Consider the following 23,082-nt stretch of genomic DNA (forward strand, 5'->3'; position numbering starts at 1 on the left):
ACGACACGGATCACCACGACAGGGTCACGCGCGTGCTGCGCAAGCACGGCCTCTCGCCGCTGGAGGTCATGTCGCCCTCCCCCGAGTGGGCCATGACGGACGCCTCGCTCCCCCTCCCGGCGGACCTGCGGCACGCGTATCGCTACGCCCGCCGCCCCGCCGCCGACCGCCCCGCCGCCGACCGCCCCGCCGCCGACCGCCCCGCCGCCATCCAGCTCTCCAACGAGCCCGACATGGACGTCACCAGCAGCACGGGCGACGCCCACGCGGCCTTCGTGAAGGCGGCGGCACGCGGCCCGGAACGCGGCCCCCAACAAGGACAACGGGGACGCGGAACCCCCGCTGGCTACCGCCTGTCCCGCCGGACCCGGATGTCGCTGGACGTCTACAACTTCACCGCCACGCCACGGACGGTGACGGTGAAGGCTCCGCGGCCTGCCGGGGGTTGGTCGGCACGGGCGGAGGGGCCGACCCGAGTCGAGGTCTCACCCCAGGGCCGTACGACCGTGCCCTTCACCATCACGGCGGGCAGCGCGGTGAAGTGCCGGACGGACCATCGCCTGGCCTTCACGGCGACGCTCGACGGCGACGAGGTGCCGCCGTCGGTGTCGTTGGTCCAGCTCAAGTAAGCGGACCGCACTTGGGGCATTGGCACAGAGGGAGACGTGCGACCGCCCACCAGTAAGTCTCGCGGCCGCTCGACGAGCTCTGCGACAGACGACCGGGAAAACGGTGGCCTGGCTTGGGTTCTGCTTGCGGCTGCGACCTCTGTTTGGTCGTCTGAGCGTTGCCTTCCGAAGCTTCGAAGGGGGACGGGTGGCGTTTCGGATTCACTTCACTCACGACGACTTTCTCCGTGTGTCTCTCGCCGAGGGCCCCGCTCTGCTCACCGAGACGGTGATCAGCCTGCGGATTCTGCAGCAACGCAGACCGGGCCCAGTGTTCGGGACATGGCAGCGCTGGGCACGTCAGCGGATGCCGCGCTCAGTCCACCGCTTGCGATCGCTGGTGCAGCCCAACGGGGCAGTCCCGGATTTCCTCACACCAAACGACTACTCGGATCTCGACGCGGGCTTGGACGCGGTACTGCATACACCGAAATCGATCCTGCGGACCGATCTGGACGCCTTCGCCCAGTTCACCAACGCCCGGTTGCCATCGTGGGCCGATCCACTCTCCGAGGGCTGTCCCCGGGCCCTGGAGACGCTGACCCAGGCGATGCGGGACTGGCACAAGGCCGCCATCGCCCCCATGGGCCAGCACCTGCACAGCCGGATCAAGGAAGCCCGGTTATCGGCAGCTCGCACGCTGCTCGCCGAGGGGCTGGACGCGATGTTGTCCCGGCTGCACCCCACGATCAGCTGGAAGTCTCCCGTGCTGGAGCTCGCCTGCCCCGACCACGACATGGACATCTATCTGGAAGGTCGTGGCCTGCGCCTGGTGCCGTCCTTGTTCTGCGGCCGTGAGGCCGCAATCAACCTGGACCCCGGCCTGCCACCCGTCGTGTTCTACCCCGTCGCCCACGAGACTCTGTGGACTCCGGACCGCCCTTCCGCTTCCAAGACCGACCAGGGCACTCTGGGCGCCCTCCTCGGCCCGACCCGTGCTGCGGTGCTGCAGGTCATCACCGCTGGGTACGGCATCACCACCACCGAGCTCGCCCGTCATGCCGGCATTTCGGCGGCCACCGTCTCCCACCACACCGCGCTGCTGCGTGAGGCCGGGCTCATCGCCACCCACCGCACTGGTCCCCACGCCCATCACCTGCCCACTCCGTTGGGAGCCAGGCTGGTGAACAACAGGCAGGAGTGAATCAGAAGGCGAGGAGGTCCGGACACCGCTCCAACCGCTGACCTGCGGTCTTTGAGCACTCTCTAAGCGCCTCGCCGGGAATGCCTGCCTCACACAGCATGGAGTCCTGGCTGAGATCGGAAGGCCGGCGGGGGATGTCAGGGCCTCTGGTCTCAGCCGCCTTCGGGTTCTTGTGGGAGTGGATTTCCGCTCCCACAAGAACCCGGCCCGCTCGCTGAAGAGCGGGTGACGGCCTCGAAGGGGACATCCATGCGATCGAAGGGGAACTCATGAAGAAGGCAATACCGCTCAAGCGGGTGACCGCCGCGGCCACAGCAGGTTCCGCGCTCCTCACCGCCGGTCTCCTCGCCGCAGGGCCAGCGCAGGCGGCGACGTCGGACACGGCCTCTCCTGCACGGGCCCTGAGCTGCGTGGTCGAGCTGGGTAAGCCGGCGAGGGGTGGCTCCGGGGTGACCGCCTCGGTCCGCACCAGCGGCTGCGGCACGAACGTCAAGTGGAACGCCAAGCTCCAAAGCTCCCGCTGGTGGGGCTGGGCCGACGACGCCGCGCAGTCCTGGAACGGCAGCCAGTTGCGTCGGCTCACCGCGACGTGCGCCGGAGTCCACGACCACCGGGTCATCGTGCAGGCCGTCGTCGACGGCCAGGGAAGCCCGTGGAAGGTAGGCCCCACGGCCACGCTCAACTGCGGCTGATCCCGAACACCCGGGCTGCCCGCGCAGAGCGGCCGTCGGCGAACCCGCCGGGCAAGGTAGGCAAGGTAACTGTCGCGTGAGTCCCAGCGACACGCCGGGTTCACGGCGTGTCGCTGGGACTCACAGCACACTTGCTGACGGTCTGGCGGGCAGCATCCGGGTCGTGACAACTCACGTGAGGGGCCCGCACTTGGGGCATTGGCACGGCGGAAAGCGCCCTGGCGACTCGATCGGCGGCGCCTCGCGACCGGGTTCGTACGTCACCTTCGGGCTCCAGGTCCGCCCGCTGTCCCGGGAGACCCGGAGGGTGATGTACGGACCGGGAGCCTTGTAGTCCGTCGCGTCCATGCACTGCCGCCTTTCACTGTCTGTATCGATCCAGACACAGAGTGGCGCGACGGTGGGTACCCTCGGAAGACAGCGGAGCGTGACAAGCAAACCTGCACGTACGGGAGTTGCACACATGGCGATCGAGGACAATCCGCAGGCTCGGGTGAAGTACGGCGAGGAGCTGCGGCGGCGCCGTGAGGCCGCCGGCCTCACCCAGGAAGAGCTGAGCCAGCTTGCGGTGATGTCGCGCACACACATCGCCCACATCGAGGCGGGGCGGCGACGGCCGGACATCGATGATGCGCGGCGGCTGGATCAGGTGCTGGACACGGGTGGGTTCTTCGTACGGTTCCTGCCGACGCTGGACGGCAAGAAGGTGGCGGAACACTTCGCCGAGGCGTTGGAGTTCGAGGGGAAGGCGACGACAATCAAGGAGTACGCCCCCAAGTTGGTGCCGGGAATCCTGCAAACGGAGGCGTACGCCCGCGAGATCCTCAGCTCCGGCTACCCGCCCAAGACCGACGAGGAACGTGACAAGCTCCTCGTCACACGCCTCCAACGCGCCCGCATCCTCGACAACTTCCACTCTCCCAGGGTGTGGACGCTCTTCGACGAGGCAGTACTACGCCGCGCCGTAGGGGGCCCGGCGGTTATGTGCGAGCAGCTGCGGCACATCGTGGCGCTGGGGGAGAGCCGCCGCATCGGCGTGCATGTGCTCCCCTTTTCGGCGGGCGCTCACTCTCTGCTGGAAGGCTTCCTCTCGCTCATGTGGTTCGAAGACCTCCCGCCCATCGCGTACGCAGAGGGCTTGAAGTCGGGCAGGCTCCTGGAACTTCCGTCAGTGGTGCGCCAATGCCAGGAGCTCTACGATCATGCTCTGGGCGACGCGTTGTCGCACCGAAAGTCCCTAGACCTCTTGAGGACCGTCGCGGAGGATTACGAGCATGAAGCCCAGCGAGCACACCATCCCTGACGCCTCGGTCCTGCCTGCTTGGCGCAAGTCCACCCACAGCGGCGGCAGCAGCGGCGAGTGCCTGGAAGTCACCGACCCCACCGCCTACGCGACCTGGCGCAAGTCCACCCACAGCGGCGGCAGCAGCGACTCCTGCCTCGAAGTCAACGACTCCGCCCTCCCCGCCCGCGTACCCGTCCGCGACAGCAAGAACCCAGCCGGCCCCGCCATCACCTTCTCCACGCCCGCCTGGGCGGCCTTCGTCACTTCTCTCGGTCGAACCAGGCCGTAGTCTCCGGCAGGAACAGCAGGACGATCACGGGCACCCCGAGCACGATCCGCAGCCCGAGCGTGGTGAGCGTGTCCTTCGCCTTCGCGGTGTACGCGACGGCGGACGTGGCGTCGAACTCGATGTCGCCGTCTGGGCACTCTGTCGAGTGGCCCTTCGCCGCCGAGACGGTGTCGGCCTTCGCGTACCACTTCGGCGGGTTGCTCCACGTCGTGGACCCGGAGATCTTGCTCGTGCGGTACAGCTCGACGTTCTTCTTGTCGCAGTTCGCGGACCAGATCGCGTACGGCGTGAAGGTGGCGCCCAGGATCTTCTTGCCCGCCACCTTGCGGGTGTCGAACTGGAAGAGGGAGCGCGCCTTCTTGTTGTCCACGAACGCGTCGTAGCCCACGCCGAGCGCGTGCTTGGTCTTCCAGAAGCTGGTGCCGGGCGAGCTGGACCACAGGGTCGTCCAGCCCGTCAGGGTCGCCTTGACGGCGGGCGGGTCGAGGACGACGGGGAACGTGGTGGCGCTGTCGGCGAGGAACTCCTGGTCCGGGACGATGGACAGGGCGTCGTCGCTGACGTCCGTCTCCATGACGGCCGTACGGGAGCCGGCGCTCGCGCCGAGCGAATCGGCGACGGCCGCCACGGAACTCGCGGACCGGGAGGCCGCCTTCGAAGCCGCCTGTGAAACCGTCTTCGTGGCCGTGGACTGGGGCGCGGACTGGGGCGTCGTGGACTGGGGCGTGCCGGCGTCCCACATCAGCGCGGAGCCGCTGGAGACGACCGCGTGTCCGGTGTCGTCGACGAACGCGGCCGTGCCGGTTCCGTCCGCGCGCACGGACAGTCCCCGGCTCTCGACCGGGAACTCCACCTTCTTCAGGGCCGGGTTGGCCGCGGCCTCACGTGAGTGGAGGACCAGGTGGTAGGTGAACCCGTCCGGATGAACCTGAACGGCGAGGTCCACATCGGGAAGCACCGAGCGGTAGACGGCTGACGCTCCGTCGATCTCCGGCTTCGGCAGGGTCCACGGGGACGACACCGCGTACTCCTTGTCACCGGTCACCAGCCGGACCAGCGGATCGTCCGTCCCGCCGCCGGACAGTCGGACGTCCTCCGCCGCGCGCGGCGCGAGGCTGCCGTCCGGCCGTACGGCCAGGGTGGTGTCGATGTCGGTCCACGCGCCGTTCTTCCGTACCCGCTCGGGCGATGTCGCGGACTCGGCCGTGAACGTGCCGTCGGGGTTCGCGACGACCCGGCTCGTCGCCGTCGTCAACTCGCCGACCTCGACGGCCTTCCCCGAGTCGACGGCCTTCTGTGAGACGCCTTCTCCTCCGCGGTGGCGGTGGGGAGGATGTCGTCCTCCCAGAACGCCTTGCCGCGCGCGGCCTCGTCGGCCGGTTCGGCCGGTTCGGCCGGTTCGGCCGCGGCCACTTCGTCAATGGCCGCTCCGTCAGCGGCCTCCGCCCCCGTTGCCGGCGCTCCGATCGGAACAACAGCCAGAGCCAGCACTGCGGAAACGACGGTTATCGCTCCGCGCAGCGCTCTTCTTCACACTCCGATCACAACTGACTGGATGGGGCACCGATACGTCAGCGGAGGCAACGGGCCAGGTCAGAGAAGCACGCCCCGGACTACTCCGCCGTCGCTCGGCCCGTCAGGGCCGTGAGGCTGTTGCGGACGTGGGTCATGTGGGCGCTCACGTCGTCCCACTCCTCACCGTGTTCGCGCAGCACCCGTTCCGTTTCGAGGGAGACCCGGTCCTCGTACAGGCGCGCCTCCGCGAGGAGTTCGGCCGCGCGGGCCTCGGCGTCCTCCTGGAGGTGGCGGGTCGACTCGTGGGCCTCGGTGAAGACCCGCTCGGCCGCCGCCAGATCCGCCGCCGCGCGCACCGCCCGCTCCTCGTAGCCCGCGTCCACCGCGGCCTCCCCCACGGCGGCCTCGCGTTCGAACCTCTCCCAGCGCTCGGCGTGCTCCTTCTCCTGCTCGCCGAGGAGCGTCTCGCTGCGCCGCCGCGTCTCGCGCAGCGCGGCGAGCGCCTCACCGCGGTTCTCCTTCACCTCGCGCCGCGCACCGATCCGCATCTCGTCGGCCTCGGCCTGCGCGGCGAGCAGCCGGTGCCTGACCCGCTCCTCGGCCTCACCGCGCACGGCGTCGGCATCCGCGCGTGCGGACTCGCGCAACCGCCCGGCCGCCACCTCGGCCTCCGTCACGACCAGCCGGGCCGCACTCCGCGCACCCTCGCGCACGGCCGCGGCCTCCTCCTCGCCCAGCTCGAAGAGCTGCCGGGCACGCTCGCCGAGCGACTCGTACGTCTGGGGAACCAGCCCCGCCACGACCTCGCGCAGCCGTTCCGTCTCGGCCTCCATCTCCCTGGCCAGCACGGTCAGCCGGGCGGCCCGCTCCCAGGCGGCGTCCCGCCCCCGCGAGAGCGCCGCGGCGTACGCGTCGACCTGGTCGGGACGGTAACCGCGTCCCCGTACGACCTCGAAGCCATGAGGCGACACCGGTGCGCTGCTCATCCTCGAATCCCCTCTCCGGCGTACGACTCTCCGCATGCGACGTACGACATGATTTGTCGCACATCTTGACGGATGAGGCAGAAGCGTTCATAACGCGACACTCCGGATAGGGGCCAGGCAGGAATGTGACGCAAAAGGGCCGGGCCCGGTCAACCGACCGGGCCCGGCCCTCTCGTACTCAGCGACTCGACATCACGTCACGTCACGCCACGCCACGCCACGCCACGCCACGTCATGTCATGTAACGCCACGTCATGTCATGTCACAGCAGGCCGTCCCACATCTGCTCCAGCAGGACCGACCACCAGCTCTCCGGCGACCCGAGCGCCGCCGGGTCGAGCGCGGCCAACTGCGCCTGGAAGTCGACGGTCCAGCGCCCCGCCTGCTCCTGGTTGAGCCCGAACCGAAGGCGCCACATACGGCCCAGCAGCGCGAGGCAGCGCGCGAACTCGGGCAGCCCCGTGTTCACGAACTGCGGCGGTACGGAGGCCCCGCCGGGACCCGCCTCCATGGGTACGGCCACGATGTGGGCCGTCCCGTACTGGACACAGATCGCCTTGCCGAAGTCGCTGCCCATGACGAGGTACGAACCCGCGTCCGCGGCCGGCTGGATGCCGCGCTCCTGCGCCAGTTCGGCGAGCGTCGGCACCGGACGGCCCGGCTGGGACTGCGCCCAGAAGAACGGGTTCATGTCGACGGGCAGCCCGGCCACCACCAGCGTGTGCGCCACGATCGGCGGCACGCCCTGCCGGGACACGGCCCCCTGGTCGAAGCGGAACAGCCCCGGTCCGAACGCCGCCGCCAGCTCCTGCCCGATCGCCTCCGGCGGAATCGGCGGCGCGGGCTGCACCGGCGGCAGCGGCGACCGTACCGGCCCGGGCCTGGCCGGCCCGTCCGCGACCTGGTGCAACTCGCCCTGGTGCGCGAGCAGTTGGGCCATGCCCTGCTGACGGCTCGCATGGTCCGTGCCGTACGAGGCGATGCTCGTGATCCGTGCCTGCGGCCAGGTCTCCCGGATCATCCGCGCGCAGTACGCGCCCGGCAGCTCACAGGACTCCAGCTCCGTGTGGAGCTCCAGCACCTGCTGCGGCGGCACGTTCATCGCGCGCAGCTCGTGCAGCATCTGCCACTCCGGGTGCGGGGTGCCCGGCGCGGACCGCCGGATGAGCTGCTGCTCGCTCCCGTCCTGGGCGCGGTAACGGAGAACCGCCTGGTAGCCGGGTCCGACGGTCGGCTGCCCCTGCTGGGGGTAACCGTAGGCCGGGGGCGGGGGCTGCTGACCGGGCATCGGCTGCCCGGGGAAGGACTGACCCGGCATGGGCTGCCCCGGGAAGGGCTGCTGACCGGGCATCGGCTGCATCGGTTGCATCGGCTGGGGAGCGCCCGGCGTCATCCCAGGAGCACCCGGCGCACCCGGCGCACCGGGGAACGGGGACGGCGGGGCCGTACCCGGGCCTCCGACCGGCGGACCGGCCAGCATGGTCGCGGCGTGGTGGACACCGCCCGGAGGCGTACCGCCGGGCGCACCCGGACCGCCAGGAGCGCCGGGAGCGCCAGGAGCGCCAGGGGCACCCGGAGGCTGCGGGGCGCCAGGGCCGCCGACCGGCGGACCGGAGAGCACGGTCGCGGCATGGTGGACGCCACCCGCGGGCGTACCGCCGGGCTGGTTGGGCGCACCCGGAGCGCCAGGCGGCTGCGGGGCACCCGGAGTACCGGGCGCGCCAGGCGGCTTGGGTGCGCCGGGCTGGTTCGGGTCGGCGAACATGGTCGCCGCGTGGTGGACACCGCCCGGAGGCGTACCGCCCGGGGTACCCGGAGCGCCAGGGGCACCCGGAGCTCCAGGACCGCCCGGAGGCTGCGGGGCCCCGGGCCCACCGGCCTGGCCAGGTCCGCCAGGTCCGCCAGGTCCGCCGGGCCCGCCGGGCTGCCCGGGCGCACCCGGACCCGCGGGCCTCCCCGGCCCTCCCAGTCCTCCCGGCCCGTCGGGACCGAGCTGCGAGACGAGCTGAGTCGGTACGTACCCACCCGCGGGCGCCCCCGGCGCACCGGGTCCGGACGCGGGAGCCGCACCCCCCGGTCGTACACCGGGCGTTCCCGGCGCGCCCGGCGGAGGCGGCGTACCGGCCACGCCCGCACCACGGGCACCACGCGGCGGACCCTGCGCCTTGCTGGTCGCGGCGTCGGCGATGTCACCGGCGTTCGGAGCCAGCTGCCGCCCGGGCCCACCCGAACCGGCAGGCGGCTGCGGCGGGTTGGGCGCGGCGGGCGGCTGCGGAGGACCCTGCGGAAACCCGTACGAGGGAGCACCGGACGCACCCGGCCCACCTGGCGCACCCGGCGGCGGCGTACCCGCACCGGGCCCCTGCGGCGGATAGCCATACGAAGGAGGCGCCCCAGGCGGCGGCGTACCAGGCACACCGGACGCACCGGACGCACCCGGCGCACCCGGCGCACCCGGCGCACCCGGCGGCGGCGTACCCGCACCGGGCCCCTGCGGCGGATAACCGTACGAAGGAGGCGCCCCAGGCGGCGGCGTACCGGGCGCGCTGCCCTGCGCACCCGGGCCGCCCGGACCCTGCGGGAACGCGGGCGGGTTCGGAGCGTCCAGCGCGGGGGCGACGGCCGTGCGCGGAAGCTGGCTGCCGCCCGAGATCAACTTGGTCTTGGCCTCGGGGGTCGCCTCGGGCACCGACGGCGTACCACCGTCGCCCGCGTCGCGGACGTCCCTTATCTGCGGCGCGTACACGGTCGCGGGCAGCGGTACCGAACGGTCGTCGCCCGTCTCGGCGTTGGTGTCGGTCCCGGCCCACGGCGTCGCGTCGGCGGGCACATCGGCAGGGGCCGAGGCCCCGCCGCCGGCGGCGGGCCACGCCGGACCACCACCGGGAGCGGACGGCGCTCCGGCCGCGGACGACGCCGCCGGAACCGAGTCACCGACGGGTCCGGGCAACGTCTGCGGAATCGCCCCTCCGGCCCCGGCACCGGCCCCGGCACCGCTCCCAGCCCCAGCCCTGTCCGATGTCCTGCCCGGCGTCCTGTCGGACGGCCCATCCTGTGGCCCGCCCGACGTCCTGCCCGACCCGCTCTGCGACGCCCCGCCGGACGTCCGGTCCCTGCGGTCCGGGATACCCAGCCGGTCCGCCGCCTCCTGGAGCCACTCCGGAGGCGTCAACAGGAAGGAGGTCTGATTGAGGTCGACGCGCGCGGGAGGCTCGGACACCGGCTCGGGCACCGCCGCCGGCAGCCCGTACTCCTCCTCGTACCGGCGGATCACCTCGCCCACCGGCAACGAGGGCCACAGGGTGGCCTCGCCGCTGTCGCGGGCGATCACAAGCCGGTGGGCGCCGCCGTCGGACCGCGGTCCGTCGGGGCGGTCCTCGGCCCACACCACGAATCCGAGTTCGAACTCCCGCACCCGCACCTCACGGTGCTGGTAACCGGGCACATCCCCGTTGATCCACTCTTCCGCGCGCTCCTGCGCCTGCGCGAAGGTCACCATCGGACGCTCACTCCCCCACCGAAGACACCGCGGGCACCGGCACAGCCCGCGCGAAGCCACCGTCCACCATCAGGTTCGCCACGGTCTCCAGCTCCGGCGGATTGCCCGCGAGCCGGAACAGAAACTGGTCGAAGTCGTCCCCGCAGGGCAGCAACAGCCGCTGCACCCGCTCCGGAGGCGCCCACAGGTCCTGGTCACGGGCGTCGTCGTACGCGCAGAACCACACGGACCCGAGGCGCTCGCCCTTGACCTTCACGGCGAGCAGGCCGCCCTGCACGAAACCGACCCCCAGGTAGTCCTTGGTGAGGTGGTCACGCAAACACTTGTTGACGTACACGAGGTCGTTGACGGCGGCCTCGTCCCGCACGGTGAAGAACGGCTGGTCCACCAGCAGCCCCAGCTCGGCGTCGAGCGCGGCCCCCATCGGAGCGCACCCGCCCGCGGCCTTCAGGAACGACCGGTACGCCCCCGGCAGCCGGTACCCGAGGTCCTCCTCGACACCCAGCACCTGCTGCTCGGTCACCGCGACCGCTGCCTTCGGGAGGCCGAAATGCGCGGGCCGGGTCTCCTGAAGAGGCCGGGTCCCACGCTTGTTCTGGTCGACGGCCGCGGTCGCGAGCCCGCCGTGATGGCGGAGAAGCGCCTTCACCTCGACCGGTACGAGCTCCAGCCGCCGCGTCCCCGGCACGTGGTGCCAGGTCCAGCCGTGCGGAGTGGCGACGGGCGGGATCGTGTCCCACAGATCGTGCCCGTCCGCGGCCATCGCCGCGTTCGCGGAGACGTAGTCGGTCAGCCGCAGTTCGTCGACCCCGAACCCCTCGGGCGGATCGGCGATCTCCGCGGCGGCCCGCGCATAGAACGAGAAGTCGGGATAGCCGCGCTCATCGACACGTACACCTCTCGGGTGACGCGCCGCCCGGACGGGATCCGGGAAGCGTACGACCTGCCCGGCATACGCCGCGTTCGGCGGCGCGGCTTGCTGCCCGAGCCGACCTGTCGTCATGGCGGTTGCCCCCTGCGGCATTCTGAAGGTACGCGGATGTCGACAGCCTATGCGGTTGAACGACACCGGTCACCGGGCCTCCGGTTCCGTACCGGCCAGGACGCCTCCGGTTCCGTGACCTGCCGTCATCGTGCCGTGACCGTGCGGCGAAGACCACGCGTGTCGCACCGCCCCAGCTTCCACACCGGCCCCGGAGTTTGGCACTCTGTCCGAGCACCGGGGGATGCGGTAAGGGGAGGAAACAGGACGATGAACACAACGCAGGCAGGTAGGTCCGGAGACCCGAGGGTGGGCTGGAGCAACACCGAGCCGCCCGTCATCCCTGCCCTTCTCCACCGCCGCGACGGCATACTCCCGACCATCGCCGCCGCCCTGTCCGTACGCGGCGCGACCCTCACCGGCACAGCGGGCCGAGGCGACCAGCCGCCCCCGCTCCACCCCCTCGTCCGGGACTTCCTCGACACCCTGACGAGCGGACAGCGCGACCGCTTCACCGGCCGCTGCGCCGAAGTGATCCTCATCTCCCGCCACATCGCGACGGTGGACGTGGCCCGCACCAAACGGGCCGCCCGCAAACCCATGACCAACGGCGAAGCCCGCAAATCCCTCAAACAGGCCAAACTCACCGCCCGCCACATCCGCGAGAGCGGCGACCCCTTGCACGGCAGTTTCGCGCCACCCTGCCGTTCCTGCGCCGCGCTCAGCGCCCACTTCGGCGTACAGATCGTCGATCCGACGGCACCGGGGGACTGAGAAAACCGTCTTCCCCCAGCAGAGGGCAACACCAACGCCCCTGGCCGAAGCCGCCGAACCACAGTCGCCGAACCACGGCCGCGGCAGCTCAGACGAACGCGAAGGTCCGATGCACACCGACCGCACCTCCCCCTCCCCCACCCCGACCTCGACCCGGTTCTCCGCCGCGGTCGACGCCGCGCTGCGCTCCGCGGGATGGCAGCCGGGACGCTGGGACATAAGGCAGGCCGAGATCTGGGCCGATGCCCTGCGCGGTCACGAGACCCCCGGCGGCCACCGCCACTCCGTGTTCCCGGCGGCGGTGGAGGCCTGGGCGGAGTTCGGCGGCCTCCACATCACCGCCACGGCCCCGGGCCGCCAGATCGCCCCCACGACCCTGCACCTGGACCCGCTCCACGGCCTCCACATGGCCCGCATCCTCGTGGACCTCGGCAGAGCCCTGGACACCGAAGTGGCGCCCCTGGGCGAGGAGTCCGACACCAGAGCCCTGCTGGCGATCGACGAGGAGGGCCGCACCTACACCCTCGACCACACCGGCGACTGGTACCTGGGCGCGACCATCGACCAGGCCCTGACCACACTCGTCTCGGGCAGAGAACCCGTACGCCTGACAGCCGGCTGAACACCGACGGCCGCGCGGCCCGACTCACCCTGCGGTCCGGCTCACCCTGCGGCCCGGCTCACCCTGCGGCCCGGCTCACGCCACGACCCGGCTCACGCCTCAGCCGGACTCATCCCGCCGCCCGGCTCACGCCTCGGCCGGACTCACCCCGCCGCCCGGCTCACCCCACGGCCGGAATGACCGCCAACACCCGGCTCACCCCACGGCCGGAATGACCGCCGACACCCGGAACCCACCGGCATCGGTGGGCCCGGAGACGAACACGCCGCCCAGCCCCACCACCCGCTCCTTCATGCCGAGCAGCCCGTTCCCCCCGCTGGGCAGCCGCGCGTCGGACGCGGCTCCGGGCTCGGGCGGCGGACCGTTCTCCACCTGCATGGCGATCTCGGCCCCGCGATGCGCGACCCGTACCCGGGTCTTCGCCCCCGCCGCGTGCTTGTGGACGTTGGTCAACGCCTCCTGCACCACGCGATAGGCGGTCTGCTCCACCGCGGCCGCGTAGCCCCGGGCATCCCCCTCCACGGACAGGTCGACGGCCATCCCCGCGGCGGCGGACTGCCCCACCAACTCCTGGAGATCGTCGAGGCAGGGCCCGTCCCCGGCCTCCTCGTCCACGGCCCGGGACGCCGCGGCGGCCGCGGCAGCCCCCACCGCCGCGAGCGGCACGACCTGCATCCGCATGGAGGAAACCGCCGAACCCCCCTCCCCCTTGCGCAGCACCCCGAGCATCTCCCGCAGCTCGGTCAGCGCCTGCCGTCCCATGTCGCCCACGAGTGAGGCGTTCTTGACGGCCTTCTCGGGATCCTTCCGCGCCACGGCCTGCAGAGCCGCCGCGTGCACCACCATCAGGCTCACCCGGTGCGCGACCACGTCGTGCATCTCCCGGGCGATCCGGGTCCGCTCCTCGTTGCGCGCCCACTCCGCCCGCTCCTCGGCCCGCTCGGCCAGCAGCTGCAACTCCCGCTCCAGGGAGTCGGCGCGCTCCCGCAGACTCTCCATCAACCGCCGCCGGGCCCCCACGTACAGGCCGAGCAGGATCGGCGGCGCGGTCATCCCCAGCGAGGTGGTGATGGACACGAACGGCACGAACCAGTCCCCCACCATGCTCAGGTCGCCCCGCACCATCCCCTGGTGCGCACGCACGTACGTGACAATGAGCGTCCCCACCAGCGACATACCGGCCAGCGCCCCGATGATCCGCCGGGGCATCTCGGACGCGGCGAGCGTGTAGAGCCCGACGAGCCCCATCAGGAACCCCATCTGGGCCGGCGTGATGGCGATCGACACCAGCACCACCGCGATGGGCCACCGCCGCCGGAACAACAACACGGACCCGGCGACGGCGCCGAACACCACCCCCGTTGGAACCGGCACCCCCGCCGCCTCCGCGAAGGGATACCCCTCGATCGCACACTCCACGGCCGACACCAGCGCGAGGCTCCCGTCGAGCACTGCACTACGCCACCTCGCCCACCACCACGGCCCTGCCAGGGCCGCGGTGTGGTCTTCCCCCGTCGTGGTCATGCCTCCAGCCTACGGTCGCCCCCGGTCGCTTTTCCGGTGAGTTTCGCGTACTGGCCTACACCACTCGCCGTAATCGAACAGATACGAAACCGGCCGGAATCCCTCGAACTGCTGAATCGCCCACCGTTCGACCCTCGAAGCCCCCATTCCGCCTGGACGGTATGCCTATGGCACACGCACACAGCAAATACGGGGACTTCGAGGCGCTACGGGAACAGGCGACCGCGCTGCGCCGGGCGGGGCTCAGCCGCCGCCAGATCCGCGACCGCCTGCACGTCGACAACAACGACATCCTCAACCGCCTCTTGGAGGGCGAGCCGCCTCCGGAGTGGACGAAGCGACCGAACGCGAAGGACGACCTCCGCGACAGGGCTCGCGAACTACGCCTCAAGGGCTGGACGTACGACCAGATCCAGGTGGAGCTGGGGTGTTCGAAGGGTTCGATCTCACTGTGGGTACGGGATCTACCGAAGCCGGAACGCCGCGACTCCGCCGAGCAGGCGAAGCTCGCGGCACGGAAACGGTGGGAGCACGAACTCGCCATTCGCGATGAGAAGCGCCAGAGGACCAAGGCGGACTCAGCAAGCGAGATCGGCGCAATGACCGACCGGGAGTTGCTCATGGCGGGTGCGGCCCTGTACTGGGCAGAGGGGTCGAAGGACAAGCCCTACGACCGGCGCGAGAACGTCCTCTTCGTCAACAGCGACCCCGGAGTCATCCGGCTCTACCTGGCTTGGCTCAACCTTCTCGGCGTGGAGCGTGGACGCCTGCAATACCGAGTCATGATCCACATGACAGCCGACGTGGATGGCGCCAAGCGCTACTGGGCTGACCTCGTTGGCGTCGACGTCGCTACGTTCCAAAAGACGACCATCAAGAAGCACAACCCCAAAACCGTCCGCAAAAACGTGGGCGAGAACTACCGGGGCTGCCTCGTGATCCGCGTATCACAGGGCGCCGAGCTCTACCGCCGCATCGAAGGCTGGTGGTCCGGGATGGTGGACTCCGCAGGGAGGGATCATGCCCCTCCCCTCCTCCGGTAAGGTTTGAGGCAGCAATCCGCCGTGGGGTAGCGGCATCCCGCAGGCCTTTGGAGCCTTGAGACGCTGGTTCGAATCCAGCCGGCGGAGCTGCGCAGCTCGGGCCCTGACAGCACTGTCAGGGCCCGCTCACATTTCCCCCTCACAACGCCCCGGTATCCTGCGGATGTCCACCCCCCAAAGGCACCCCAGCCATCCGAAGCCGAAGGGCATCCCCGTGAGCGCCAACCGCCCGGCAGCCGTCGTCGTTCTCGCAGCGGGTGAGGGCACCCGTATGAAGTCGGCCACACCCAAGGTCCTGCACGACATCTGTGGCCGTTCTCTCGTCGGCCATGTACTCGCCGCCGCCCGCGAGTTGGAGCCCGAGCACCTGGTCGTCGTCGTGGGCCACGCCCGCGAGAAGGTCACCGCCCACCTCACCGAGACCGCTCCGGGCGTACGGACGGCCGTGCAGGCCGAGCAGAACGGCACGGGTCACGCCGTACGGATGGCCCTGGAGGAGTTGGGCGGCGCGGTCGACGGAACGGTCGTGGTCGTCTGCGGGGACACGCCTCTCCTCAGCGGCGGGACCCTGCGTGACCTCGCCGCGAACCACACCGCCGACGGCAACGCCGTCACCGTGCTCACCGCCGAGGTCCCGGACGCCACCGGTTACGGCCGCATCGTGCGCGACGGCGCCTCCGGTGCCGTCACCACGATCGTCGAGCACAAGGACGCCTCGGAGTCGCAGCGCGCGATCCGCGAGATCAACTCCGGTGTCTTCGCCTTCGACGGGCAGCTGCTCGCGGACGCGCTCGGCAAGGTCCGCACCGACAACAGCCAGGGCGAGGAGTACCTGACGGACGTCCTCGGCATCCTCCGCGAGGCCGGGCACCGCGTCGGTGCCTCCGTGGCGGGCGACCACCGCGAGATCGCCGGTATCAACAACCGCGTCCAGCTCGCCGAGGCCCGCCGCATCCTCAACGACCGGCTGCTCCACCGCGCGATGCTCGCCGGCGTCACCGTCGTCGACCCGGCCTCCACCTGGATCGACGTCACCGTCACCTTCGAGCAGGACGCGACCGTGCACCCGGGCACTCAGCTCCAGGGCGCCACACACCTCGCCGAGGGTGCCGAGGTCGGCCCCAACTCCCGCCTCAAGGACACCAAGGTGGGCGCGGGCGCCCGGATCGACAACACGGTCTCCGACGGCGCCGAGGTCGGCCCCCAGGCGAACGTGGGTCCGTACGCGTATCTCCGCCCCGGAACCCGCCTCGGGCTGAAGGCCAAGGTGGGTACGTACGTGGAGACGAAGAACGCCTCGATCGGGGAGGGTACGAAGGTCCCGCACCTGTCCTACGTCGGGGACGCCACCATCGGCGAGCACACCAACATCGGGGCCGCCAGCGTCTTCGTGAACTACGACGGCGAGGCCAAGCACCACACCACGGTCGGGTCCCACTGCAAGACGGGTTCGGACAACATGTTTGTGGCGCCTGTCACGGTCGGGGACGGCGCTTACACCGCCGCGGGCTCGGTCATCACCAAGGACGTACCGCCCGGTTCGCTGGCCGTCGCCCGGGGCCAGCAACGGAATATCGAAGGCTGGGTGGCCCGGAAGCGTCCGGGGAGTGCCGCCGCGAAGGCCGCGGAGGCGGCTGTCCGGGAGACGGAAGGCGAAAGCTGACCGGAAAGCGGTGGGTCGCAGTCGGCGTACCGTGATAGATGCACACCCGCTCAACCAGCTGGGCCCGCATCCGAGAACACATCTCACCATCCAGCTGAGACACCTCTGAGGAGACAGTGCTGTGACCGGGATCAAGACGACCGGCGAGAAGAAGATGATGTTCTTCTCCGGCCGCGCCCACCCCGAGCTTGCCGAGGAGGTCGCCCACCAGCTGGGTGTCGGGGTCGTCCCGACGAAGGCCTTCGACTTCGCCAACGGCGAGATCTACGTCCGCTATGAGGAGTCGGCCCGCGGCGCCGACTGCTTCCTCATCCAGAGCCACACCGCTCCGATCAACAAGTGGATCATGGAGCAGCTGATCATGATCGACGCTCTGAAGCGGGCCTCCGCCCGGAGCATCACCGTGATCATGCCGTTCTACGGCTACGCCCGGCAGGACAAGAAGCACCGTGGGCGTGAGCCGATCTCGGCCCGTCTGATCGCCGACATGATGAAGACCGCGGGTGCGGACCGTCTCCTGACGGTCGATCTGCACACCGACCAGATCCAGGGCTTCTTCGACGGCCCGGTGGATCATCTGTTCTCGCTGCCGCTGCTCGCGGACTACGTGGGCCACAAGGTCGACCGCACCAAGCTCACGGTCGTCTCCCCGGACGCCGGCCGCGTGCGCGTGGCCGACCGCTGGTGCGACCGGCTGGGCGCGCCCCTCGCGATCGTGCACAAGCGCCGCGACAAGGACGTCGCGAACCAGGTCACGGTCCACGAGGTCGTCGGTGATGTCGAGGGCCGGGTCTGTGTCCTGGTCGACGACATGATCGACACCGGTGGCACGATCTGCGCCGCCGCGGACGCGCTGTTCGCGCACGGCGCGGAGGACGTCATCGTGACGGCCACGCACGGCGTGCTCTCCGGTCCGGCCGCGGACCGGCTGAAGAACTCCAAGGTCAGCGAGTTCATCTTCACGGACACGCTGCCCACCCCGGGCGAACTGGAACTCGACAAGATCACCGTGCTGTCGATCGCGCCGACGATCGCCAACGCGGTGCGTGAGGTCTTCGAGGACGGCTCGGTGACCAGCCTGTTCGACGAGTAGGACGAACAGGACGAGCAGCGGGTCTGCCGGTCCCGTCCCTCCGGGCCGTCCCTCCGGGCCGTCGCTCCGGAGCCCGCGTAGATCGATTTCTTGTACGGCCTCCCCGCCCCGTAAGCTGTCACAGTTGCTCGGCGAGGGAGGCCGCACTCTTTGGTGCGGCGGTCCGTTATCGACGCGCTCTTCGTAGCAGGCCGATGTTTTGGCCGGGTGACCTCCCCCACTCTCAACTTTCGTTCGAGCGGGGGGACCCCCATCCCCATTTGATCTACGAGGAGTGACCATGGCCGACGTCAAGCTCGCCGCCGAGACCCGTACTGAGTTCGGCAAGGGCGCCGCCCGCCGCATCCGCCGCGCCAGCAAGGTTCCCGCGGTCGTCTACGGCCACGGCGCGGACCCCGTCCACATCACGCTGCCGGGCCACGAGCTGCAGCTTGCCCTGCGTACCCCGAACGTCCTGCTCACCCTGGACATCGAGGGCCGCACCGAGCTGGCGATCCCGAAGGCCGTCCAGCGCGACGCCATCAAGGGCTTCCTTGAGCACGTCGACCTGCTCACCGTGAAGCGCGGCGAGAAGGTCACCGTCGAGGTCTACGTCCACACCGAGGGCGAACTGGCCCCGGGCGCCTTCCTCCTTGAGCACGTGCTGAGCACGCTGACGGTCGAGGCCGAGGCCACGCACATCCCCGAGTCGGTCACCGTGTCCATCGCGGGCCTGGAGGCCGGTGCCTCCATCCTCGCCAAGGACATCCCGCTCCCCGAGGGCACCACGCTGGCCATCGACGAGGACGCCGTCGTGCTCCAGGTCCTGGCCGCCCAGGCGGAGGAGCCCACCGAGGACGCCGCGGGCGACGAGACCGCCGAGGTCTGATCCCGACCCCGCACCGGATCACCGTGCGCAGGCCGCCGCTCCCCAGGGGGCGGCGGCCTGCGCATATCCGGTACGGCCCGCGCGTACCCACCGCTTGTCCGCGCGCACCCGCCGCTTGCCCTCGCGCACCCGCTGACCGAGGAAGCCCGCCGATCAAGGACCCATGGGAGACACGGACGTGACCACGGAACCAGGCGCCCCCTGGCTGATCGTGGGGCTCGGCAACCCCGGCCCCGAGTACGCCATGAACCGCCACAACGTGGGCTTCATGGTGGCCGACCTGCTCGCCGACCGGATCGGCGGCAAGTTCAAGCGGGCCGGCAAGGCGCAGGCCCAGGTGATCGAGGGGCGTATCGGCCCGCCGGGACCGGCGAACCGCCGGGTGATCCTGGCCAAGCCGATGTCGTACATGAACCTGTCGGGCGGCCCGGTCACGGCCCTGCGCGACTTCTACAAGGTGCCGACGGCCAACATCGTCGCCGTCCACGACGAACTCGACATCGACTACGGCGTCCTGCGGCTGAAGCTCGGCGGCGGCGACAACGGCCACAACGGCCTGAAGTCGATGACGAAGGCGATGGGCCCGGACTACCACCGCGTCCGTTTCGGCATCGGCCGCCCGCCGGGCCGTATGCAGGTCGCCGACTTCGTCCTGAAGGACTTCGCCTCGGCGGAGCGCAAGGAACTGGACTACTTCGTGGACCGTGCGTCGGACGCGGTGGAGGCTCTGGTGATCGAGGGCCTGGAGCGGGCGCAGTCGACGTACAACTCGTGACGTGAACGGAAGCAGTGTCCATGCTCGTTGGGTAGGGCGGGTCGGCGGGCGGGTTCCGCGAGGACGGCTGCCGCGCCTTCTGGATCTGCAAGCCGGGCTGCGAGCGTGACCACGGCCGGGCTCCCGCACGAGGACTTCGCGTTCGTTGCGTCGCGGTGCAAAGGCGACCGGAAACAAGCCTCCATTGGCCCTGCACCCCATTGTCCTCTGTGTCGAAGCGAATACAATCCGTAGTTGATGAAAGCGCAACGAATCGACTGGAGGCGGAGATGACCCGTGCCTGGGAGGCCGACCCGTCCGCGTTATTCGAGCGAAGGCTGGGACGGTCGGCCAAGGAGCTGGGCAACTCTGACGGTCGTGATGAATGCCCGGACATCTGGCAGCTCGACAACGGTGACATCGCTGTCATCGGCAGGGACCTCACAGCTGCCTACCGCTCCCGTCTTCCTGACGGCGTGGCCCTGTCCCCGGACGAGCGGTTGGTGGTCATCCCTGGAGGCATGCTCAGCGCGGCAAAGGCAGACATCCCCGATGCTTGACGTACTCCCGCCGATTCTCACGCCTGAACAGGGTCAACGGCTGGATCGGGACGCCTACAAACGGGCCTTCCGGGCACAGGACATGGCGATTCGTGACGCGGGTTCCTGGAAGTTGGAGCGTCGGCAGCACTTCGAGGAGCAGGGCAGTCCCAGCCGGGAAGCGCTGCGCCGAGGGGAGTGGGAGCAGGCACTCAGGCTTCTCACGGACCGGCGTGACGCCCTGCTCGCCGCCGCCCGGGAGGACGAACGCAAGGGTCATCTCTTTCACCGCGTGCGGGTGGTCGAGAAGCCGCTGACGCCGTATGTGCAGTGGGAGCTCCACTCTCATCGGCAGCGCGCCGAGTACGGAGAGCGGATCCGAGTCGTCGGCGCCGAGCAGGTGGCTCGGGCTGAGCGTGCCTGCCTGCTGCCAGAAGTCGTTGTCCTTGGCGGCAGCACCCTCTTCCAGGTCCTCTACAGCGAGGCCGGAGCCACGGTCGGCGCGGTCCGTTACTCCGACCGCTATCTGGTCGGGAGCTGGGAGAACTACATCAGGAAGCTCTACGAGGTGGGGGAGGACGTGAGTTCCTACTTCGAGCGCGAGGTGGCTCACCTTTCTCGGCCCAGGACGTTGTAGCCGCCCCAGCCGTCGTAGCAACCGCAGTTCCCAGGCCGTCGTCGCAACCGCAGATCAGGACGGAGCAGGCAATCACCGAGTCCAGTGCTGACGACAAGCGCCCCGGCAGCACACACTCCGAAGTGTCGGGGTCGTCCACCCACGATGTCGTGCAGGCCAGGGATGTCGCGGGAGGAATCCACTTCCACGAGCGGGGGATGTCGGAGAGCGGCGGCTTCGCGAACCCCACGCCACGGCAACTGCCCGCCAACGTACGCGACTTCGTCAACCGCACCGACGAACTCGATCAACTGAACGCGGTGTTGACCGGCGAAGGCGACGATCCGCTCGTCGTGTCGGTGTACGTGATCGCCGGGACCGCCGGTGCCGGCAAGACCTCGCTCGCCCTGCGCTGGGCCCACCACGTCCGCGACCGCTTTCCGGACGGACAGCTCTACGTCAATCTGCGCGGGTACGACCCGGGGCAGCCGGTCACCGCCCAGGATGCGCTGCACCGTTTCCTGATCTCCCTGGGGGTCGGTCCGCAGTCCGTCCCGCAGGACCTCGACACCGCGGCCGCGCTCTACCGCTCACTGCTGGCCGACCGTCGGGTGCTGGTGGTCCTGGACAACGCGGCCACAGTGGGCCAGGTCCGCCCGTTGTTGCCCGGCAGTGCGCGCAGTCTGGTGGTCGTCACGAGTCGCAGCCGGTTGTCCGGTCTGGCGGTCCGGGACGGGGCGCGGCGGATCACGCTCGGAACACTGCCCGAGCGTGAGGCCATCGCCCTGCTGCGGGCCGTGACCGCCGGGTACCGGCCACAGGACGACGAACAGCAGCTCGCCGAACTCGCGCAGCTCTGCGCGCGGCTGCCGCTGGCCCTGCGCATCGCCGCCGAACGGGCCGCCAGCCACCCCCACATGCGGCTGCACGAGCTGACGGCGGACCTGCGGGACGAGTCCTCCCTGTGGGACGCCCTGAGCACGGGCGACGACGAAGAGGCCGAAGCCGTGCGCACCGTCTTCGCCTGGTCCTATCGCGCCCTGCCCGACCAGGCAGCCCGGCTCTTCCGTCTGCTGGGTCTGCATCCCGGCCCCGAGTTCGGCCTGGACGCCGCCGCAGCCCTCGCCGGAACGACCACACCCCGGGCCCGTCACCTGTTGGATTCCCTGGTCGGCGCTCACCTGCTGGAGCAGACGGCGCCGGACCGCTACCAGTTCCACGACCTGTTGCGCGCCTACGCCGTCGACCAGGTGCAGCACGAGGAGCCGCCGGAGGAGCGGAGTGCGGCCCTGCGCCGCGTCCTGGAGTGGTATCTCCACGCCGCCGACGCGGCTCAGAGCTGGATCAGTCCCGGAGAGGATCGTCTGGACCTCGCAACGCCACCGGAAGGCGTGCGCCCCTTGTCCTTTCCCGACTACGACGCCGCTGTGGACTGGGCCGAGTACGAACACACCAACCTTCTGCAGGCGGTCCGTACCGCGGCTGCCGCCGGAGACGACAGGCTCACCTGGCAGTTGCCGGCCGTGCTGTGGCACGCGCAGTTCCCCTCTGCCGCGGGCGCCGACTGGTTGGCCGTGGGCCACATCGGGCTGGCGGCGGCGGGTCGGTCCGGCGATCGTGCCGCGGAGGGCCGGCTGTTCACAGAACTCGGCATGACCCACTCGCGGGTCAACCAGCTGGCTGAGAGCCTCGAATGCCACCGGAGCGCCCTGGAGATATGGGGCGAGCTGGGCGACCGGCTGAACGAAGCGCACTCTCTCAACCTGATCGGGCTGAACCATCTCCACCGGAGGCATCTCGACACCGCTGCCCACCACTTCGTTCAGGCCATCAGCGTTTTCCAGGAGCAGGGCTCGGACCGCTGGGCCGCCACCGCGCTGTCCAATCTGGCGACCACCCACTACCGAGCCGGACGGCTTTCAGAGGCCTCGGCTGTCATCGAGCAGGCTCTGGCAGCGCACCGCGCCCTGAACAACCAGCGGGGCGAGGGCAACGTTCTGCGTCTCCTGAGCAGCCTCCGGCGTGAACAGGGCGATATCGAGGAGGCCCTGGCCTCGGCTCAGGCCTCTGTCGACATTGCCCTCGGTCTCCGCAACCTGCGCCTGGAAGCCTATTGGTTGCTCACTCTTGGTGACGCCCAGCAGGCGGGCGGCCAGTTCGCCGACGCGCTGACCTCCTACCAACGGTCCGCCGCACTCCAACGCCGCCTCGGCGACCGCAGTAAACAGGCATGGGCGTGGCATCGCGTGGGCGAGGTCTATCGTCGACTCGACCGCCACACGGAGGCAGCCGACTTCCACCGCCAGGCCGCCGTCACCCACCGCGATCTCGGCGATATCTGGCATGAGGCCCTGGCCCTCGACGGCCTGGGGGCAGCTCTGCTCGACGAGACCCCCGAAGCAGCCCGTCAGCACTGGACGGAGGCGCTGAGGCTCCTTGCCGACTACGACGACCCACGGGCAGCGGCGACACGCAACAGCCTCGAGCACCGACTGGCGGAAGCCGGCTGAGCCGACGCGAGACCCG

General features: G+C 70.3%; 20 protein-coding genes and 1 tRNA gene. 16 read left to right on the top strand and 5 right to left on the bottom strand.

Features of this window, described 5'->3' with window-relative positions:
- The first annotated feature begins 32 nt into the window (after positions 1-32).
- The 5 genes from OHA11_RS17790 to OHA11_RS17810 all read left to right on the top strand — a co-directional run bounded on the left by OHA11_RS17790 (position 33) and on the right by OHA11_RS17810 (position 4,078).
- A complete protein-coding gene (locus OHA11_RS17790) occupies positions 33-629 on the top strand; it encodes a hypothetical protein (protein WP_266497371.1) in 597 nt (198 codons plus the stop codon).
- A gap of 229 nt (positions 630-858) precedes the next feature.
- A complete protein-coding gene (locus tag OHA11_RS17795; protein ID WP_266497374.1) occupies positions 859-1,812 on the top strand; it encodes a helix-turn-helix transcriptional regulator in 954 nt (317 codons plus the stop codon).
- A 269-nt stretch (positions 1,813-2,081) separates the two neighbouring features.
- Positions 2,082-2,504 carry a hypothetical protein gene (locus tag OHA11_RS17800; RefSeq protein ID WP_266497377.1) on the top strand — a complete coding sequence of 141 codons (423 nt, stop codon included), beginning with the start codon at positions 2,082-2,084 and terminating at the stop codon, positions 2,502-2,504.
- A gap of 463 nt (positions 2,505-2,967) precedes the next feature.
- Positions 2,968-3,807, top strand: a complete 840-nt coding sequence (locus tag OHA11_RS17805) for a helix-turn-helix transcriptional regulator (RefSeq protein WP_266497380.1) — start codon at positions 2,968-2,970, stop codon at positions 3,805-3,807.
- Positions 3,779-4,078, top strand: a complete 300-nt coding sequence (locus OHA11_RS17810; protein ID WP_266497382.1) for a DUF397 domain-containing protein — start codon at positions 3,779-3,781, stop codon at positions 4,076-4,078. The genes OHA11_RS17805 and OHA11_RS17810 overlap by 29 nt, the downstream gene beginning before the upstream one ends.
- Here the strand turns inward: OHA11_RS17810 and OHA11_RS17815 are convergent.
- From OHA11_RS17815 to OHA11_RS17830, 4 genes are all read right to left on the bottom strand, one after another.
- Complete coding sequence (locus OHA11_RS17815; RefSeq protein WP_266497385.1) at positions 4,050-5,333, bottom strand: hypothetical protein; 1,284 nt, start codon at positions 5,331-5,333, stop codon at positions 4,050-4,052. The genes OHA11_RS17810 and OHA11_RS17815 overlap by 29 nt on opposite strands.
- A 358-nt stretch (positions 5,334-5,691) precedes the next feature.
- Positions 5,692-6,579, bottom strand: a complete 888-nt coding sequence (locus OHA11_RS17820; protein WP_266497388.1) for a cellulose-binding protein — start codon at positions 6,577-6,579, stop codon at positions 5,692-5,694.
- Positions 6,580-6,841: 262 nt separating this feature from the next.
- The gene (locus OHA11_RS17825; protein WP_266497391.1) at positions 6,842-10,078 is read right to left on the bottom strand and encodes an SUKH-4 family immunity protein; all 3,237 of its coding nucleotides are present in this window, start codon (positions 10,076-10,078) and stop codon (positions 6,842-6,844) included.
- A 7-nt stretch (positions 10,079-10,085) separates the two neighbouring features.
- Positions 10,086-11,081 carry an SMI1/KNR4 family protein gene (locus OHA11_RS17830; protein WP_266497393.1) on the bottom strand — a complete coding sequence of 332 codons (996 nt, stop codon included), beginning with the start codon at positions 11,079-11,081 and terminating at the stop codon, positions 10,086-10,088.
- Positions 11,082-11,330: 249 nt separating this feature from the next.
- On the opposite strand from OHA11_RS17830, the gene OHA11_RS17835 reads away from it, so the two are divergent.
- Positions 11,331-11,834 (top strand): YwqJ-related putative deaminase, encoded by a 504-nt coding sequence (locus OHA11_RS17835; protein WP_266497396.1) that lies wholly within the window; start codon positions 11,331-11,333, stop codon positions 11,832-11,834.
- A 109-nt stretch (positions 11,835-11,943) separates the two neighbouring features.
- Positions 11,944-12,456, top strand: coding sequence for an SUKH-3 domain-containing protein (locus OHA11_RS17840; RefSeq protein ID WP_266497398.1), 513 nt, complete (start codon positions 11,944-11,946; stop codon positions 12,454-12,456).
- Positions 12,457-12,651: 195 nt separating this feature from the next.
- Here the strand turns inward: OHA11_RS17840 and OHA11_RS17845 are convergent, their stop codons facing one another.
- Complete coding sequence (locus OHA11_RS17845; protein WP_266497402.1) at positions 12,652-13,980, bottom strand: sensor histidine kinase; 1,329 nt, start codon at positions 13,978-13,980, stop codon at positions 12,652-12,654.
- A gap of 167 nt (positions 13,981-14,147) precedes the next feature.
- Between OHA11_RS17845 and OHA11_RS17850 the strand changes: the two genes are divergently transcribed.
- The 9 genes from OHA11_RS17850 to OHA11_RS17890 all read left to right on the top strand — a co-directional run bounded on the left by OHA11_RS17850 (position 14,148) and on the right by OHA11_RS17890 (position 23,066).
- On the top strand, positions 14,148-15,023 hold the full coding sequence (locus OHA11_RS17850; RefSeq protein WP_266497404.1) for a hypothetical protein: 876 nt from the start codon (positions 14,148-14,150) through the stop codon (positions 15,021-15,023).
- Between the two features lie 15 nt (positions 15,024-15,038).
- Positions 15,039-15,110, top strand: a tRNA-Gln gene (locus OHA11_RS17855).
- 127 nt (positions 15,111-15,237) lie between these two features.
- Positions 15,238-16,686 (top strand): bifunctional UDP-N-acetylglucosamine diphosphorylase/glucosamine-1-phosphate N-acetyltransferase GlmU, encoded by a 1,449-nt coding sequence (glmU, locus tag OHA11_RS17860; RefSeq protein WP_266497407.1) that lies wholly within the window; start codon positions 15,238-15,240, stop codon positions 16,684-16,686.
- 121 nt (positions 16,687-16,807) lie between these two features.
- Entirely contained in the window at positions 16,808-17,779 is a 972-nt protein-coding gene (locus OHA11_RS17865; protein ID WP_200396421.1) for a ribose-phosphate diphosphokinase, read from the top strand.
- A 280-nt stretch (positions 17,780-18,059) separates the two neighbouring features.
- Complete coding sequence (locus OHA11_RS17870; RefSeq protein ID WP_266497413.1) at positions 18,060-18,647, top strand: 50S ribosomal protein L25/general stress protein Ctc; 588 nt, start codon at positions 18,060-18,062, stop codon at positions 18,645-18,647.
- A 163-nt stretch (positions 18,648-18,810) separates the two neighbouring features.
- Positions 18,811-19,422, top strand: coding sequence for an aminoacyl-tRNA hydrolase (gene pth, locus OHA11_RS17875; RefSeq protein WP_266497416.1), 612 nt, complete (start codon positions 18,811-18,813; stop codon positions 19,420-19,422).
- 269 nt (positions 19,423-19,691) lie between these two features.
- On the top strand, positions 19,692-19,961 hold the full coding sequence (locus tag OHA11_RS17880; protein WP_266497420.1) for a hypothetical protein: 270 nt from the start codon (positions 19,692-19,694) through the stop codon (positions 19,959-19,961).
- Entirely contained in the window at positions 19,954-20,577 is a 624-nt protein-coding gene (locus OHA11_RS17885) for a DUF6879 family protein (protein ID WP_266497421.1), read from the top strand. Before OHA11_RS17880 ends, OHA11_RS17885 begins: the two co-directional genes overlap by 8 nt.
- 197 nt (positions 20,578-20,774) lie before the next feature.
- A complete protein-coding gene (locus tag OHA11_RS17890; protein WP_266507265.1) occupies positions 20,775-23,066 on the top strand; it encodes a tetratricopeptide repeat protein in 2,292 nt (763 codons plus the stop codon).
- The last annotated feature ends 16 nt before the right edge of the window (positions 23,067-23,082 follow it).

It is taken from the genome of Streptomyces sp. NBC_00878 (assembly GCF_026341515.1).
GTDB lineage: Bacteria > Actinomycetota > Actinomycetes > Streptomycetales > Streptomycetaceae > Streptomyces.